The sequence below is a fragment of the Dactylosporangium sp. NPDC048998 genome, from assembly GCF_043197855.1.
GTDB lineage: Bacteria > Actinomycetota > Actinomycetes > Mycobacteriales > Micromonosporaceae > Dactylosporangium.
This window is the reverse complement of record NZ_JBICTV010000018.1, coordinates 96,162-111,428: the sequence shown is the minus strand read 5'-3', so window position 1 is coordinate 111,428 and position 15,267 is coordinate 96,162. Positions and strand designations below refer to the sequence as shown.

Annotated in this window: 14 protein-coding genes and 1 riboswitch; of the genes, 4 read left to right on the top strand and 10 right to left on the bottom strand. The window is 73.4% G+C overall.

Annotated elements, in window-relative coordinates:
* The first annotated feature begins 151 nt into the window (after positions 1–151).
* From ACGFI8_RS31600 to ACGFI8_RS31590, 3 genes are read left to right on the top strand one after another with little or no spacing between them, the layout of a single operon-like run.
* Positions 152–1,195, top strand: coding sequence for an AAA family ATPase (locus ACGFI8_RS31600; RefSeq protein ID WP_392810441.1), 1,044 nt, complete (start codon positions 152–154; stop codon positions 1,193–1,195).
* Positions 1,196–1,197: 2 nt separating this feature from the next.
* Positions 1,198–2,496, top strand: coding sequence for a DUF58 domain-containing protein (locus ACGFI8_RS31595; protein ID WP_392810440.1), 1,299 nt, complete (start codon positions 1,198–1,200; stop codon positions 2,494–2,496).
* Positions 2,493–4,988, top strand: coding sequence for a transglutaminaseTgpA domain-containing protein (locus ACGFI8_RS31590; RefSeq protein ID WP_392810439.1), 2,496 nt, complete (start codon positions 2,493–2,495; stop codon positions 4,986–4,988). Before ACGFI8_RS31595 ends, ACGFI8_RS31590 begins: the two co-directional genes overlap by 4 nt.
* A gap of 829 nt (positions 4,989–5,817) precedes the next feature.
* On the opposite strand, the gene ACGFI8_RS31585 is transcribed toward ACGFI8_RS31590, so the two are convergent.
* Positions 5,818–6,201 carry a DUF3040 domain-containing protein gene (locus tag ACGFI8_RS31585; protein ID WP_392810438.1) on the bottom strand — a complete coding sequence of 128 codons (384 nt, stop codon included), beginning with the start codon at positions 6,199–6,201 and terminating at the stop codon, positions 5,818–5,820.
* Between the two features lie 146 nt (positions 6,202–6,347).
* The gene (locus ACGFI8_RS31580) at positions 6,348–7,661 is read right to left on the bottom strand and encodes a DNA polymerase IV (protein WP_392810437.1); all 1,314 of its coding nucleotides are present in this window, start codon (positions 7,659–7,661) and stop codon (positions 6,348–6,350) included.
* Between the two features lie 67 nt (positions 7,662–7,728).
* Between ACGFI8_RS31580 and ACGFI8_RS31575 the strand changes: the two genes are divergently transcribed.
* Positions 7,729–8,211, top strand: coding sequence for a hypothetical protein (locus ACGFI8_RS31575; protein ID WP_392810436.1), 483 nt, complete (start codon positions 7,729–7,731; stop codon positions 8,209–8,211).
* 52 nt (positions 8,212–8,263) lie between these two features.
* Here ACGFI8_RS31575 and ACGFI8_RS31570 read toward each other — a convergent pair whose 3' ends face one another.
* The 8 genes from ACGFI8_RS31570 to thiO form a co-directional block, all read right to left on the bottom strand.
* Positions 8,264–9,412, bottom strand: coding sequence for an alkaline phosphatase family protein (locus ACGFI8_RS31570; RefSeq protein WP_392810435.1), 1,149 nt, complete (start codon positions 9,410–9,412; stop codon positions 8,264–8,266).
* 13 nt (positions 9,413–9,425) lie between these two features.
* Positions 9,426–10,142: a methyltransferase domain-containing protein gene (locus ACGFI8_RS31565; protein WP_392810434.1), complete on the bottom strand. Its 717-nt coding sequence runs from the start codon at positions 10,140–10,142 to the stop codon at positions 9,426–9,428.
* A gap of 3 nt (positions 10,143–10,145) precedes the next feature.
* Entirely contained in the window at positions 10,146–11,726 is a 1,581-nt protein-coding gene (gene thiC, locus ACGFI8_RS31560; protein ID WP_392810433.1) for a phosphomethylpyrimidine synthase ThiC, read from the bottom strand.
* 70 nt (positions 11,727–11,796) lie between these two features.
* The gene (gene thiD, locus ACGFI8_RS31555; RefSeq protein ID WP_392810432.1) at positions 11,797–12,588 is read right to left on the bottom strand and encodes a bifunctional hydroxymethylpyrimidine kinase/phosphomethylpyrimidine kinase; all 792 of its coding nucleotides are present in this window, start codon (positions 12,586–12,588) and stop codon (positions 11,797–11,799) included.
* The gene (locus tag ACGFI8_RS31550) at positions 12,585–13,112 is read right to left on the bottom strand and encodes a thiamine phosphate synthase (protein WP_392810431.1); all 528 of its coding nucleotides are present in this window, start codon (positions 13,110–13,112) and stop codon (positions 12,585–12,587) included. Before ACGFI8_RS31550 ends, thiD begins: the two co-directional genes overlap by 4 nt.
* Positions 13,106–13,858 carry a thiazole synthase gene (locus ACGFI8_RS31545; RefSeq protein WP_392810493.1) on the bottom strand — a complete coding sequence of 251 codons (753 nt, stop codon included), beginning with the start codon at positions 13,856–13,858 and terminating at the stop codon, positions 13,106–13,108. Before ACGFI8_RS31545 ends, ACGFI8_RS31550 begins: the two co-directional genes overlap by 7 nt.
* Positions 13,859–13,871: 13 nt before the next feature.
* Positions 13,872–14,075, bottom strand: a complete 204-nt coding sequence (gene thiS, locus ACGFI8_RS31540) for a sulfur carrier protein ThiS (RefSeq protein WP_392810492.1) — start codon at positions 14,073–14,075, stop codon at positions 13,872–13,874.
* Positions 14,074–14,184: riboswitch (TPP riboswitch) on the bottom strand. (Overlaps the previous gene by 2 nt.)
* A gap of 25 nt (positions 14,185–14,209) precedes the next feature.
* Entirely contained in the window at positions 14,210–15,262 is a 1,053-nt protein-coding gene (thiO, locus tag ACGFI8_RS31535) for a glycine oxidase ThiO (RefSeq protein WP_392810430.1), read from the bottom strand.
* Between the last annotated feature and the right edge of the window lie 5 nt (positions 15,263–15,267).

Genomic DNA, 15,267 nt, shown 5'->3' with positions numbered 1-15,267 from the left:
ATCCCGTCCGGCGCCGTGTCAATTCCCCCGCTAGCCTGAGGGGAAACGACGGCCCGGTTGCCATCCGATGACAACGTTTTCGCGCAACCGAGCGGTTCACCTGTGGGTCTTACACCTAACGGTGGCCACGGCACGACCATGAGGAGGCCAGTTGACCAGGCACCGCACGTTCGAGGAACTCGGGGCCCCGCTCCCCGCTCCCGAGTTCCGCGTCGCGACCGATGCGATCGTCGCCAACATCGAACAGGTCATCGAGGGCAAGACCGCCACGGTGCGGCTGGCCCTGGCCGTCCTGCTCGCCGAGGGGCACCTCCTCATCGAAGACGTTCCCGGCGTGGGCAAGACCAAACTCGCCAAGGCCCTGGCGCGGTCGATCGACTGTTCGGTGCGGCGCATCCAGTTCACGCCCGACCTGCTGCCCAGCGACGTCACCGGCGTCAGCGTCTACAACCAGGAGACGCGCGACTTCGAGTTCAAGCCGGGCGCGGTGTTCGCCAACATCGTCGTCGGCGACGAGATCAACCGGGCCTCGCCGAAGACCCAGTCGGCGCTGCTGGAGAGCATGGAGGAGCGGCAGGTCACCGTCGACGGTGCGACCTACCCGCTCCAGGTGCCGTTCATGGTCATCGCGACGCAGAACCCGATCGAGATGGAGGGCACCTACCCGCTGCCCGAGGCGCAGCGCGACCGGTTCACCGCCCGGATCGCGATGGGCTACCCGGACATGGGTGCGGAGCTCGCGATGCTCGACGTGCACGGCCGTCACGACGCCCTGGACGACCTCGCCCCGGTCTCCGACGCGATCACGATCCGCCGGATGATCGCCACGGTCCGCGACGTGCACGTCGCCGACGCGGTGAAGCAGTATGCGGTCAACATCGTCACCGCCACGCGCGAGTCCGGCGAGCTGCGCCTCGGCGCCTCGCCCCGCGCCACACTGCAGCTGCTTCGCACCGCCCGCGCCGTCGCCGCCATCGAGGGCCGCGAGTTCGTGCTCCCCGACGACCTGCAGGCGCTCGCCGTGCCGGTACTCGCGCACCGGGTCATCCCCACGGCCGAGGCGCAGCTGTCCCGCCGGACCACCGACGCGATCATCGCCGAGCTCGTGCACCGCCTGCCGCTGCCGTCCGACCGCCAGCAGCGCTCGCCCTACGACACTCGGCCGCAGCGGCCGCAGCAGTACGGGGGCCGCTGAACATGCGAGAGGCGCTGCGGGGGCTCACCACCCGGGGTCGTAGCTTCCTGGCCGCCGCCGCAGCGGCCCTCATCGCCGCCCTGATCCTCGGCGAGCGTGACCTGCTCCGCGTGGCGATCCTGCTCGCCGCGCTGCCGTTGCTGTCCGCGGCGTACGTCGGGCGGACCCGCTACCGCCTGTCGTGCAGCCGCACCCTCGACCCGCACCGCGTCCAGGTCGGCGCGAGCGCGCGGGTCATCCTGCGCCTGCAGAACCTGTCCCGGCTGCCCACCGGCACGATGCTGCTGGAGGACCGGCTGCCCTACGCGCTGGGCAGCCGGCCCCGCCTGGTGCTGGAGAAGCTGGGCGCCCACCAGGCCAGCTCGGTCGCCTACACGGTGCGCGCCGACGTGCGCGGCCGCTACGAGGTCGGCCCGCTGGTCGTGCGGCTGACCGACCCGTTCGGCCTGTGCGAGCTGACCCGGGCTTTCCCGTCGGTCGACCGGCTCACCGTGATCCCGCAGGTCGTGCCGCTGCCGTCGGTGCGCCTGGCCGGCGAGTTCGCCGGGTCGGGCGAGAGCCGCGCCCGGTCGGTGGCCGTGCACGGCGAGGACGACGCCGCCACCCGGGAGTACCGCTACGGCGACGACCTGCGCCGGGTGCACTGGCGCTCCACCGCCCGCACCGGCGAGCTGATGGTCCGCCGCGAGGAGCAGCCCTGGGAGAGCAAGGCCACGGTCGTGCTCGACACCCGCGCCGCCGCCCACCGCGGCGAGGGCCCCACGGCGAGCTTCGAGTGGGCCGTCTCCGCGGCCGCGAGCATCGCGGTGCACCTGCGCCACGCCGGGTACAAGATGCGCCTGGTGACCGACGGCGGCGTGGACGTCGACGCGACCGAGATCGACGGCGACGGCCCGCTGCTCGACCAGCTCGCCGACGTGCGGCTGGCCCAGCGCGGCGACATCGGCACGCTCATCGAGCGGGTCCGCCGGCGCAGCGACGGCGGCCTGATCATCGGCATCTTCGGCCTGCTGTCCTCGGCCGAGGCGGAGCTGCTCGCCTCGTTCCGCTCCAACAACGCGACCTGCGTCGCGCTGTTCATCGACTCCTCGACCTGGCTCAACCTGCCGACGACCGCGCGCGAGGAGGCCGACCGGGCACACGGCGTCGCCTCGCTCGCGCTGCTGCGCAGCGGGTGGCGGGTCGTGGAGGTGCCGCACGGGGCCAAGCTGTCCGCGCTGTGGCCGCAGACCGGGCGGGGTTCGCAGGGCTTCGCCTGGCGGGCCGCGTCCGCGGAGAGCGTCGCTGGAGGAGTCCGGTGAACCAACGCAAGCACCTGACGCTGATCGCGGCCGGTTCGGCATTCCTGGCGTCGCTGCCGCTGATCAACGTCTTCGAGCACTACACGTGGGCGATCCGGGCGTTCCTCATCGTCGCCGTCATGTCCGGCGTCGGGCTGCTGGTGCGCAGCCTCCGGGCGCCGGCGTGGGCGCCGACCGCGGCGATGGCCGCGTCCGGGCTGCTCGCCCTGACCTGGTTGTACCGCAGCCACGAGGAGTATCTCGGCATCCTGCCCTCGCCGGGCACGCTGGCGCACTTCGGGCAGCTGCTGCGCACGGCGTCGGAGGAGATGAGCGAGTACGCCACCCCGGTCGGCGACCGGGAAGGCTTCCTCTTCCTGGCCACGCTCGGCGTCGGCGCGGTCGCCCTGGTGGTCGACCTGTTCGCCGTCGTCGTGCGCCGGCCCGCGCTGGCCGGCCTGCCGATGCTGGCCATCTACTCGGTGCCGGTGACCGTCGACACCGAAAGCACGAGCTGGCTGCCGTTCGCGCTCGGCGCCATCGGCTTCCTGTGGCTGCTCGTCACCGACAACGTCGACCGGGTGCGTCGCTTCGGCCGCCGCTTCACCGGCGACGGGCGCGACGTCGACCTGTGGGAGCCGTCCCCGCTCGCCGCGGCCGGCCAGCGGCTCGGCGCGCTGAGCGTCCTCGCCGCGGTGCTCGTGCCGCTGGTGCCGTTCGCGATGCCGAGCGGGATCCTCGACAGCCTCGGCGCGGGCGCGGGCGCCGGCGGGGGCGCCGGGATCGGCAACGGCCGCAACGGCAAGTCGGTGAGCATGTTCGCGCTGCTGTCCGGGCAGCTCAACCGCACCAAGGCCTTCGAGATGGTCAAGGTCACCAACATCGACGACGACCACCCGTTCTACCTGCGCTTCAACGTGCTCGAGGAGCTCTCCGCCAAGGGCTTCAGCGCCAAGCCGATCGCCGGCGGGGCGCCCGTGGGCAACGGCTTCGGCCGGCCCGAGTGGGGCCCGTCGCTGAAGGCCTCCACGCACCAGGCCCGCATCGAGGTCAGCAACGAGCTCGCGATCAACTTCCTGCCGATCTACACCTGGCCCGCGAAGGTCGACAAGGTCAGCAACAGCTGGGCGTTCGACCCCAGGACCGCCGTCGTGTACTCCAACAAGGAGACGACGGCCAAGAAGTCCTACAACGTCACCTACCTCCGGCCCGACATCACCCCCGACCAGCTGCGCGCCGCCGACCCGATCAACGCCAACGACCCACAGCTCAAGGACCTCGCCACCGCGCCGCCCAACGCCGTGGTCAAGTCGAAGGTCGAGGAGCTCATCAAGGGCAAGACGAACGAGTACGACCGGGTCAAGGCGATCTACGACTTCTTCTCGCCGGACAACGGGTTCACCTACGACACGACCACCGGCGCCGACACCAGCGGCACGAAGATCGCCGACTTCCTGCAGAACAAGAAGGGGTACTGCGCGCAGTACGCCGCCGCCTTCGGCTGGCTGCTGCGGGAGGCGAAGATCCCGGCGCGGGTCGCGTTCGGTTTCGCCCGGGGCGGCACCACGTCGGGCAAGACGATGACGTTGACCAACTTCAACCTGCACGCGTGGACCGAGGTGTACTTCCCCGGCTTCGGCTGGCTGCCGTTCGACGCGACCCCGTCGACGGCGATCGGCGGCTCGGTACAGACGTCGTACCTGCCGACGGCGGACACCGTGACCGGCAACGATGACCCCAACCGGCCCGGCAACAACCCGCACGCGCCCTCGTCGGAGTCGGCGGCCCCGACGGCCCCCGACACGCACAACAACCCGGGCGACACCAGCGGACAGCCCCTGGGCGGGGACCTCACCCTCGTGGCGCGCGCGCTCAACGCCGTGACCAGCACCGTGGGCGTCACTCTGCTCAGCATCGCCCTGCTGGCCCTGGTCCTGGCCACGCCGGCCCTCGCCCGCGCGCGCACTCGCCGGCGCCGGTTGACATCCGCCACGGACGGCACGGTCGTCGGCACGCCCGTGCCGGGCGACGGCCCAACGATGGTCGTCGTGCCGAACGACGACCGCTCGATCGTCGCCGCCCGCGCGGACGCCCACCGCGCCTGGGACGAGCTCATCGACACGATGATCGACTACCGCGTCCCGATCGACGACGCCGAGACCCCGCGCGCCACGGTCGACCGCCTCGTCAAGAAGCAGCGCCTGCGCGACCAGGCCGAGGCCGGCGCGCGACTGCTCAGCACCGTCGAGGAGCACGCCCGGTACGCCCGCGCGCCGCTCACGGGCCGCGAGCTGCGCTCGGCGCTCTCCGCGGTCGAGTCGTCGTTCGCCGCGGGCGCGACCCGCAAGATCCAGCTGATGGCCAGGCTCCTGCCGCCGTCGGTACTGCGCCGCTGGCGCACGACTTTCAGCGCGCGCTCGAACGCCCTGACACTGGCCCTGGGCCACGGCTGGGACTCGCTGATGCGCACCGTGAGCGTGCGCCGCCTCGTGGCCCGCCGCGCCGGCCGCTGATCCGCTCCGCCAACGCAGAGGGGACGCTCCTGACGGAGCGTCCCCTCTTTTTTTACCACCACCCAGCGCCCGCGGTGCACGCGGTTCTCCACGATCACGGAGCGAACGTGCTGCTCCTTGTACGTTTCCACTCCGTGATCATGACGAACACGACGGCCTGTCGGCGCAGATCGCAGCCGAAGCCGGACGGGATTGCCGACCACCGATGATCACGGCCAGCCGCGAAAGATTCACGGCCGGCCGCGCCATATGGCGCCCGAGACCCACTGCGGCCGCCCGGACCTCGATCGCTCCGGATCAACGTGCCTCGGGTCGAGCGTGCTCTGGGCGATGCGCCGCATGCCAGGCGCGCTCCACATCGGCCGCGTTCTGAATCCGGCTCCGTCGGTCGGCCATGCGGCAGGACCAGGCCCGTGGTCGGATCAGGGACGCCGCAGGTGGACAGGCACGGCAGACCCAGCGACGCGGCAATACGAGACATGCGGCAGAGCGAGGCACATGGCCGAGCACGGACGCCACAAGACGAGGGCGTGGCAGGACCAGCGACGCGGCCGGGGCGAGGCCGCAGCGGGGCCAGCGACGCGGCCGGACCAGCGACGCGGCCGGACCAGCGACGCGGCCGGGGCGAGGCCGCAGCGGGGCCAGCGACGCGGCCGAGGCGAGGCCGCTGCGGGGCCAGGGGCGGCGCGGCGCGCTGTGCGCTGCGGGGTGGGCGTCGCGGTCAGGGTTGAACGGTGCGGTGCGGTGCGGGGCGGGGTCCGGGGGTTCGCGGGCAGGGTGCAGCGACTGGCCGGCCACCCTGCGCCGGGTGGCCGACCGGGTCGGGGCGCTAGAGGTCGCCCTCCGGGCGGCGGCGCCAGCGTTCCTCGAGGCGGTCCACCAGACCGCCACGGCGCTGGCGGGTGCGGCGCGAGGCCGTGCCGCCGACAGCGTGCAGGTCGGTGGTCTGGCCGCGGCGGTATGCCTGGACGCCGAACGCCAAGGCGCACAGCATGACCAGGAAGCCGCCCACGCCCAGGAGTGGGATGCGAATTGCCACGCCGTAGACGAGCAGCGCCATGCCGGCCAGCAGCAGGATCCCTGCGGCGATCATCCGGCGCTTGGCATGGAACCGCGGGTCGGTGGCGCGCACCGCCGAAGCGAACTTGGGATCCTCGGCTAGCGACCGCTCGATTTGCTCGAACAGCCGCTGCTCGTGCTCCGAGAGCGGCACGGCACTCCTCCCCGGTCGCGAAGGCCGGCCCTGGAGGGACCGGCGGTCCGGCACAGCCGGACGGCTGCGTACTGGCAAGTTTACGAGGGGGTCAACCAGTCGGAAAGCGGGACGTTGGTCCGGCCGTGCCGATTTTCCGACGAGTATCACTCCCATGCCCTTCCATTGTGTCGCTTCGGAGACTCTCCTGCCCCCTCCCCCACCGGCGCGGCTCCGTTTCCGTCGGTGCGCATTCCGTCACCGCGGAGCAGGCTGGCGGGCTTGACGAGGCCGGTGCCGAACCTCGCGGCGACGGCGTCGGCGGCCCGCTCGGCGTCGCGCCAGCCATGATCACGCTCACCCAGCGTCATCTGCCGGGGCGTGCCGTCGGCATGGATGAGGCCCTCGACGCGCACGCCGATCAGCCGGATGCGCTCGCCGGGGCGCGCCGCCTGGAACAGCGCCCAGCTGATCTCGAAGATCTCGCGACTGACGTCGGTGGGCACGCTCACGGTGCGTGACCGGCTGAGCGTCTGGAAGTCGGCCAGTCTGATCTTCACCGAGACGGTGCGCCCGGCCTGGCCGGCCCCGCGGAGGCGCCGGGCGACCTTGCCCGACAGGGCAAGCATCGTCCGTCGGATGGTGGACAGGTCGCTGACGTCGACGTCGAACGTCGTCTCGGCGCCGATCGACTTCTCGACCTGGTCGGGAATCACCCGTCTGGGGTCGCGCGCCCAGGACAACTCGTGCAGATGATGGGCGGCTGCGTCGCCCACCGCGGCGCGCAGCATGCCCACCGGCGCGGCCGACAGGTCGCCGATAGTCCTGAGCCCGAGCCGCTGGAGGGTCTCGGCGGTGCGCTCGCCGACGCCCCACAGCGCCTCGACGGGCAGCGGGTGCAGATATTCCAGCTCGCGCTCGCGCGGGATCACCACCATCCCGTCGGGCTTGGCCCGGGTCGAGCCGAGCTTCGCCAGGAACTTCGTCGCGGCCACCCCGACCGAGCAGGTGAGCCGCTGCTCCTGGGCGACCCGCCGGCGGATCAGCGCGGCGATCCCGGACGGCCGCCCGAGCAGCCGGCGCGCGCCGGCCACGTCGAGGAACGCCTCGTCGAGCGAGAGCGGCTCGACCAGCGGCGTCACGTCCCGGAAGATCGACATCACGGCGCGGGACGCCTCCGTATAGGCGGCGAAGTCCGGCGGCAGGAACACCGCGTGCGGGCACAGCCGCTGCGCCCGCGTGCCCGGCATCGCACTGCGCACGCCATACTTACGCGCCTCGTAGCTGGCCGCCGACACCACGCCGCGCGGGCCGGCCCCGCCGACGATGACCGGCTTGCCGCGCAGCTCGGGCCGGCGCCGGATCTCGACCGACGCGTAGAACGCGTCCATGTCGACGTGCAGCACGGTGCAGCCGGTGTCGTCGGCGTCGGGCCCGAACTCCCCGGCGCCTCCGCGCGGTACAACCTGACTTCGCCCCACACCGCGAACCTTAGCGGCCCCCTCTGACAATATTGACGAAAACTTAGGTTTGCCTTACCTTTCGGACATGGCCAATGTCGCGATGACCTCGCCCCTGGCGCCGGTCGTCGCGGCCGTCGAGGGCCTGCGCCGCCGTCACCCGGCCCTGACCTGCCGCGTCGTCCCCGGCGTGGTGATCACCTCGACGGATGGATGGTCAAAAGCCATGAACCCCGAGGCCGCGGCGGTACTCCTGGTCGCCGGCTGGACCCGGGCGCGCCGCGTCCCGCTGCTGATCCCGGGCGAGACGTTCATGGATCGCGCGGGGCGGCTGGGCGTGCGGCTCGCCCGGGTGGCGGTGCTGGCCGACGACCCGGCGGCCGGCGCCGCGGGCGTCCTGGTCGCGAACGATCGCGCCGAGCTGCTCGACCTGGTGGCGGAGCACGCCGGGGCGGAGATGCCGGCGTGGGAGCTCGCCCGCCACGTGCGCCGCCTCACCACCCTCCTGGCCGCCGCTCCCCTCCCCGCGACGCCGCGCCGCCTCCGGCCGCTCGCGGTCGCGCCACGCTGACCCGCGCGCGTCACCACGAGCCGGCCGGTCGCCGCAGATCGCGGGCCCGGCCTCAGCGGCGGACGACGAGCAGGGGGATCTCCATCTCCGCGGCGGTGGCCGAACCGTGGAACGCGATCATGTCGTTCAGGCGGGGCGGCTCATGCGCGCTCGCCAGCACCACCCACCGCTCCCGGCACGCCACGACCACGTCGCCGATGCGGGAGAGGTGGGACTCCGGGACCGGGCCGAACCAGCCCGTGGCCACCGCCTCGTCGCGGGTCGCCACCCACGCGCCGTCGCCCAGGATCGCGCGCCACGTCGACAGGACGTCCTGCTGCGCGCCGGGGACGGTGTGCAGGTAGCGCACGCGCGGCTCGCCGGCGACGATCGCCACGCCGTCGGTGAGGCGCGGGTCGCGGTCCAGGTCGATGCGGCGGTCGGCGGGGATGTCCAGCTGGCCGTGGTCGGCGGTGACGATGAGGGCCGCGTCCGGCGGCAGGCCGTCGATCAGGCGGGCCAGCAGGCGGTCCGCGTCGGCGGCGGCCGCGTGCCATTCCGCGGTACCGATGCCGAAATCGTGGCCGGCGCGGTCCACGTCCGGCAGATAGCCGTAGACCAGGCGCGAGTCCGGCAGGGCGGCCAGCATCTCCCCGGCGACGGCGTCGGCGGCCACGCCGGGGCCGAACCGCGCGCCGCGGTAGGCGGAGCGGGTCAGGCCGCTGCCGTTGAAGGCCGGGTTGGTGACCACGATCGGGGCGAGGCCCGCCTCCTGGGCACGGGTGAACGCGGTCGGCAGCGGCTGCCAGTCGGCCGGGTCGGGCTCGTCGGTCCAGTAGAGGTGGTTGACGACCTGGTCGGTGCCGGGCCGGTTGAGCGTGAAGCCGACGATCCCGTGACGACCCGGAGCGGCGCCGGTACCGAGGGTGACCAGGCTGACCGGGGTGGTCGACGGGAAGCCGGCGGTGATCGCCCGGGCGGTGCCGAGGTGGCCGCCGGCGATGTCGGCGATCGTCGGGGCGTGCGGCGCGGCCGTGGCCAGCTGGTGCCAGCCCAGGCCGTCGAGCAGGACGACGGCGACCCGGCGCACGCCGTCGAGGAGCGGGGCAAGGCCGAGCGGGTCGGGCTCGCCGGGCGCGCCGAGCGCGTGCAGCGCGCTGGGCATGACGTCGGCGAGGCTCCCGCGGCCGTACCGCGGCTCGACGGTCGACAGCGGGTCCATCAGCGGCGGCCCGTCACGAGCGGCGGGCGAGCAGGTGCAGCTGGGTGGCGATGTCGCGATAGGGCGGCGTGCTCGCCAGGACCAGCTCGAACGCGGCCAGTGCCTCCGGCTCGCTCTCGGCCACGGTGCCGGGGACCAGGTCGGCGACGACGCGCACGCCGTGGATCTGCTCGACCGCCAGCCCGCACTCGTCGAGCAGCGCGGTGGCGGTCTCGGCGCTGTACCGCCGGCGCAGCCGGTCACGGGCGTCGCCCCGGCCGTCGGGGCTGTCCACCAGCAGCGCGGCGGCCGCGATGTGGCCGTTGATCGCCCGGGCGAGCACGGCCGCGGCCCGGCTGGCCACGACCACGCTCGCCGCGCCGCCGGGGCGCAGGGTCCCGGCGAGCGCGGCGACGACCTTGTGCGGGTCGTCCACGACCTCGAGCAGGCTGTGGCAGAGCACCAGGTCGACGCTCTCCGGCGCAACCAGGTCGGCCAGCCCGTCGGCGTCGCCCTGCACGGCCCGCACCCGCTCGCCCACGCCGGCCTCGGCGGCCCGCCGGATCAGCGCGGCGAGCGCGTCGGGGCTCGCGTCCACGACCGTCACGGTGTGGCCGGCCTGCGCCAGCGGCACGGCGAACCCGCCCGTGCCGCCGCCGACGTCGAGGATGTTCAACGGCCGGTCGGCCCGGGCAAGCTCGCGGCGCAGCACCTGCCAGATCACCGCGGTGCGGGGCGCAGAAGACTCCACGAACTAGACCTTAGACTCCGCCCGGGACTCCGCCGACTCGGCCGTCGCGGCCAGCGGCAGGTACACCTGGCCACCCGCCGCCGTGAACTCCTCCGACTTGTGGCGCATGCCCAGCTCCGCGTAGTCGCGCAGGTCCTGGCTGATCCGCATGGAGCAGAACTTGGGGCCGCACATCGAGCAGAAGTGCGCGGTCTTGGCCGGGGCGGCCGGCAGCGTCTCGTCGTGGTAGGCCCGCGCCGTGTCGGGGTCCATGGCGAGGTTGAACTGGTCCTCCCAGCGGAACTCGAAGCGGGCCTTGGACAGCGCGTCGTCCCACGCCTGCGCGCCCGGGTGGCCCTTGGCGAGGTCGGCCGCGTGCGCCGCGATCTTGTACGCGATGACGCCGGCCTTCACGTCGTCGCGGTCGGGCAGGCCGAGGTGCTCCTTCGGGGTGACGTAGCACAGCATCGCGGTGCCGTGCATGGCGATCATCGCCGCGCCGATCGCGGACGTGATGTGGTCGTAGGCGGGCGCGACGTCGGTGGTCAGCGGGCCGAGCGTGTAGAAGGGTGCCTCGTGGCACCACTCCTTCTGCAGGTCCACGTTCTCCTTGATCTTGTGCATGGGCACGTGGCCGGGGCCCTCGATCATGACCTGGACGTCATGCTCCCAGGCGATCTTCGTCAGCTCGCCGAGGGTGCGCAGCTCGGCCAGCTGGGCTTCGTCGTTGGCATCGGCGATGGAGCCGGGGCGCAGGCCGTCGCCGAGGGAGAAGGCCACGTCGTAGCGGGCGAGGATCTCGCAGAGCTCGGCGAAGTTGGTGTACAGGAAGTTCTCCTCGTGGTGCGCTAGGCACCAGGCGGCCATGATCGATCCGCCGCGCGACACGATGCCGGTGACCCGCCTGACGGTCATCGGCACATACCGCAGCAGCACGCCGGCGTGCACCGTCATGTAGTCGACGCCCTGCTCGGCCTGCTCGACGATCGTGTCGCGGTAGGCCTCCCAGGTCAGCCGCACCGGGTCGCCGCCGACCTTCTCCAGCGCCTGGTAGATCGGCACGGTGCCGATCGGGACCGGGGAGTTGCGGATGATCGCCTCGCGGGTGGCGTGGATGTGCTTGCCGGTCGAGAGGTCCATGACGGTGTCGGCGCCCCAGCGGGTCGCCCAGGTGAGCTTGGCGACCTCCTCCGCCACGCTGGAGGACACGGCGCTGGTACCGATGTTGGCGTTGACCTTCACCAGGAACCGCGACCCGATGATCATCGGCTCGGTCTCCGGGTGGTTGACGTTGTTGGGCAGGATGGCCCGGCCGGCCGCGATCTCGTCGCGCACCAGCTCCGGCTCGACGCCCTCGCGGATCGCCACGAACTCCATCTCCGGGGTGACGACGCCCCGGCGGGCGTAGTACAGCTGGGTCCGCTCGGTGGGCCCGCGCTCGGCGATCCACGGCGCGCGCAGCGCCGGCAGCCCGACCGGCGGGTCGTTGAGCGGGCCCGACGTGTCGTAGAGGCGGACCGGCGGGTTGTCGCCGGTCAGCTCGACCTCGGCGAACGGCACGCGCAGGTCGGGGCGGGAGCCGGCGACGTAGACCTTGCGTTTCATGGGCGCTCCTCCTGAAAAAGGGCACGGCGGGGCGGACCCCTGGGACACAGGGGCTCGAAATGTTCGGAATTTAGGAAAATTGGCCCCACGCGAGCGGGCCGTGACCCGCCCCGAGGGACCAGCCCGCGGAGCGGACCAGCGCGTCGTGGACGTAGGACTTGGCGCCGGCGAGCGCGTCGGCGAGCGAGTCGCCGCGGGCGAGCCGGGCGGCGGTGGCGGCGGCGAAGGTGCAGCCGGTGCCGTGGTTGTTCGCGGTGGAGATCCAGGGCGCGGTCAGCAGCGACGCCTGGCCGTCGAGCCACACCGCGTCGACGGCCTCCGCACTGCCGCGCAGGTGGCCGCCCTTGACCACGACACAGCGCGGCCCGTAGGCGGCAAGGTCGGCGGCCGCCTTGACGGCGTCGTCGGCGTCGAGCACGTCCCGGCCGAGCAGTACCGACGCCTCGCGCAGATTGGGCGTGACGACGGCGGCGTGCGGGAAGAGCAGCTCGAGGTACGCGCGCTCGGCGTCGGCGGTGAACAGCCGGTCGCCCGAGGACGCGACCAGGACCGGGTCGACGACCAGGGCGGGCAGGCGCGGGGCGTACCGCGCGACGAGGGCGACCGTCTCCGGCGTGGCGAGCATGCCGGTCTTGACCGCCGCCACGGGCAGGTCGTCGAGCACGGCCTCCAGCTGCGCGGCGACGAAGCCGGGCTCCACCGCGGAGATGCCCCGCACGCCGGCGGTGTTCTGCGCGGTCAGCGCGGTGATCACGCTGGTGCCGAACACCCCGTGCGCGGCGAACGTCTTGAGGTCGGCCTGGATGCCGGCCCCGCCGCCCGAGTCCGAGCCGGCGATGGTCAAGGCCACGGGCGGGTTCATGCGTTCAAGAGCTCCTTCACGAGCCGGGCCGGGTCCTCGGCGCGCATGACCGCGCCCATCACCGCGACGCCCGCCGCGCCCTCGTCGAGGCAGTCGCGCACTCGCGCCGGGGTGTCCACGCCGCCCAGCGCGTACACCGGGACGTTCACGACGAGGGCCATGCGCGCGAGGGCGGCCAGGCCCAGCGGCGGGCCGTACCCGGGCTTGGAGCGGGTCGGGAAGATCGGCGAGAGCGTCGCGTAGGCGACGGCGTCGTCCGCGGCGGCGGCGCAGAGCGAGTCGAGGTCGTGGCACTTGCGCAGGGCCGGGTCCTCCTCCAGCAGCAGCCGGCCGCCGACCGCGTCGAGCGCGACGCGCAGCTCGGCGGCAAGCTTGAGGCGCCGCCGCGGCGGGAGGTCGTGCTCGCGCAGGACCACCACCCGCGCCCCGCCGTCGATGGCCAGCGCGACCACCTCCGGCAGCGGGCGCCCGGCCTGCCGGCGGTCGGTGAAGACGATGAGGCCGTGCTCTATGGGCGCTACCACGGCATACCTCCGGTCGGGCTGGATGCGGTCGCGTGCAGGCGGCGGGGGATCCGGCCGGCGAGGTGCGCCAGCCGCCCGGCCCGCACCGCCAGGCGCATCGCCTCGGCCATGCGCGCCGGGTGCTCGGCCCGGGTGACCGCGGAGGCGAGCAGCACGCCGTCGCAGCCGAGCTCCATCGCCAGCGCGGCGTCGGAGGCGGTACCGATGCCGGCGTCGAGGATGACCGGGACGGTGACCTTCTGCCGGATCAGCGCGATGTTGTGCGGGTTGCGGATGCCCATCCCGGAGCCGATCGGCGCGCCGAGGGGCATGACCGCGGCGCACCCGGCGTCGGCCAGGCGCTGGGCCAGGATCGGGTCGTCCGAGGTGTACGGCAGGACGACGAACCCGTCGCCGACCAGCTGCGCGGCCGCGGCGAGCAGCTCGACCCCGTCCGGCAGCAGGGTGTCCTCGTCGCCGATCACCTCGAGCTTCACCCACGCGGTGCCGAACGCCTCCCGCGCCAGGTGGGCGAGCTTCACCGCCTCGGTCGCCGTGTAGCACCCGGCGGTGTTGGGCAGCACCCGCACGCCGCAGCGCTCGATGACGCCGAGCAGCGACGGCGCGGCCGGGTCGAGCCGGCGCAGGGCGACGGTGACCAGCGCGGTGCCGCTGGCGCGGATCGCGGCCTCGAGCGCGGCGTGGCTGGTCGCTCCCCCGGTGCCGAGGATCAGCCGCGAGGGCAGCTCGACGCCGTCGAAGACCAGGAGGTCGAGGTCGTCAGCCACCCTGCACCGCCGTCAGCACCTCGACGTGGTCGCCGTCGGCGGGGCGGGTGTCCGCCCAGCGCGACCTCGGCACCACGTCACCGTTGAGGGCGACGGCGATCCCGCGCGGATCGTCTCCGGCGAGCGTGCGCACGACGTCGGCGACGGTGGTGTCGTCGTCGACGGTCGATGCGACGGCATTGACAACGAGGTGCATAAGGCTCACTCCTGCCTCCCTGCGCCGGCATGATCCGGATCAGGTTCGACGGTCGGGGGCTCACAGCCCCCCTCTCAGCCCGGTCACACCGGACTCCCGTGGGGTACGCCTCGACCATAACGCCGCCGCCGGGCTCAGGTAAAGCGCCGCGCCCCGAACGCGTCGATATCAACGCTGGTAGCGCCGTCGACGACCAGGTCGGCGATCACCGCGGCGGTGACCGGGGCCAGGAGCACGCCGTGGCGGTAGTGCCCGGTGGCCACCAGGGTCCGCGCGCCGGGCGGGCCGCCGGGGAGCGGGCCGAGCACCGGGGCGTTGTCCGGCGTGCCGGGGCGCAGGCCGGCCAGGGTCTCGGCCAGGGCCAGCTCGGCCACGCCGGGCAGCAGGTCGGCGGCCGGGCGGAGCAGGTCGAGCACGCCGCCGGCGGTGACCGTGGTGTCCGCGCCGCGCTCCTCCTCGGTCGCACCGACGACCAGTTCGCCGTCGGCGCGCGGCACGAGGTACACGTGCCGGCCCGCCGCCACGCCGCGGATCACGTGCCGGACCAGGGGCTCCGCGCCGCGCAGCCGCAGCAGCTGGCCCTTCACCGGGCGCACGGGCAGGCCGGTCAGCGGCGCCGACCCGACGCCGTTCGCGACGATGATCACATCATCCCGCAGTGTGGAAAGCTCATCGACCTTCTGCGATGTGAACCGCAGCGGCAGGCCCCGCAGGGCGCTCAGCAGCAGCCGCGGGTCGGCCTGGTGGTCGCCGGGGGCGAACGCGCCGCCGCGCACCCGTGGGGACAGCAGCGGCTCCCGCTCGCGCAGCTGGCGGCCGGTGAGCGGCTCGATCGGCGTCCCGGCGCGCCGGTAGTAGCCGACGAGCCGGTCGATCTCGGCCTGGTCGTCGGCGGTGAGCGCGACCAGCAGCGTGCCCTCGGTGCGGTAGCCGATCGGCCGTCCGGTGCGCTCCCGCAGGCGGGCGGCGAAGCCGGGCCAGCGGCGCATCGACTCGAGCATCAGCGCCTGCAGGGCCTCCTCACCGAAGACCGCCTCGGCGGTGGGGGCGAGCATGCCGGCCGCGACCAGCCCGGCGCCGCGCGTGGGGTCGGGGTCGTAGACGGTGACGTCGCGCTCGCCCCGCTCGAGCAGCTCGAACGCGACGGCGAGCCCGATCACCCCGCCCCCGACGATGCCGACGGTCATGCCGT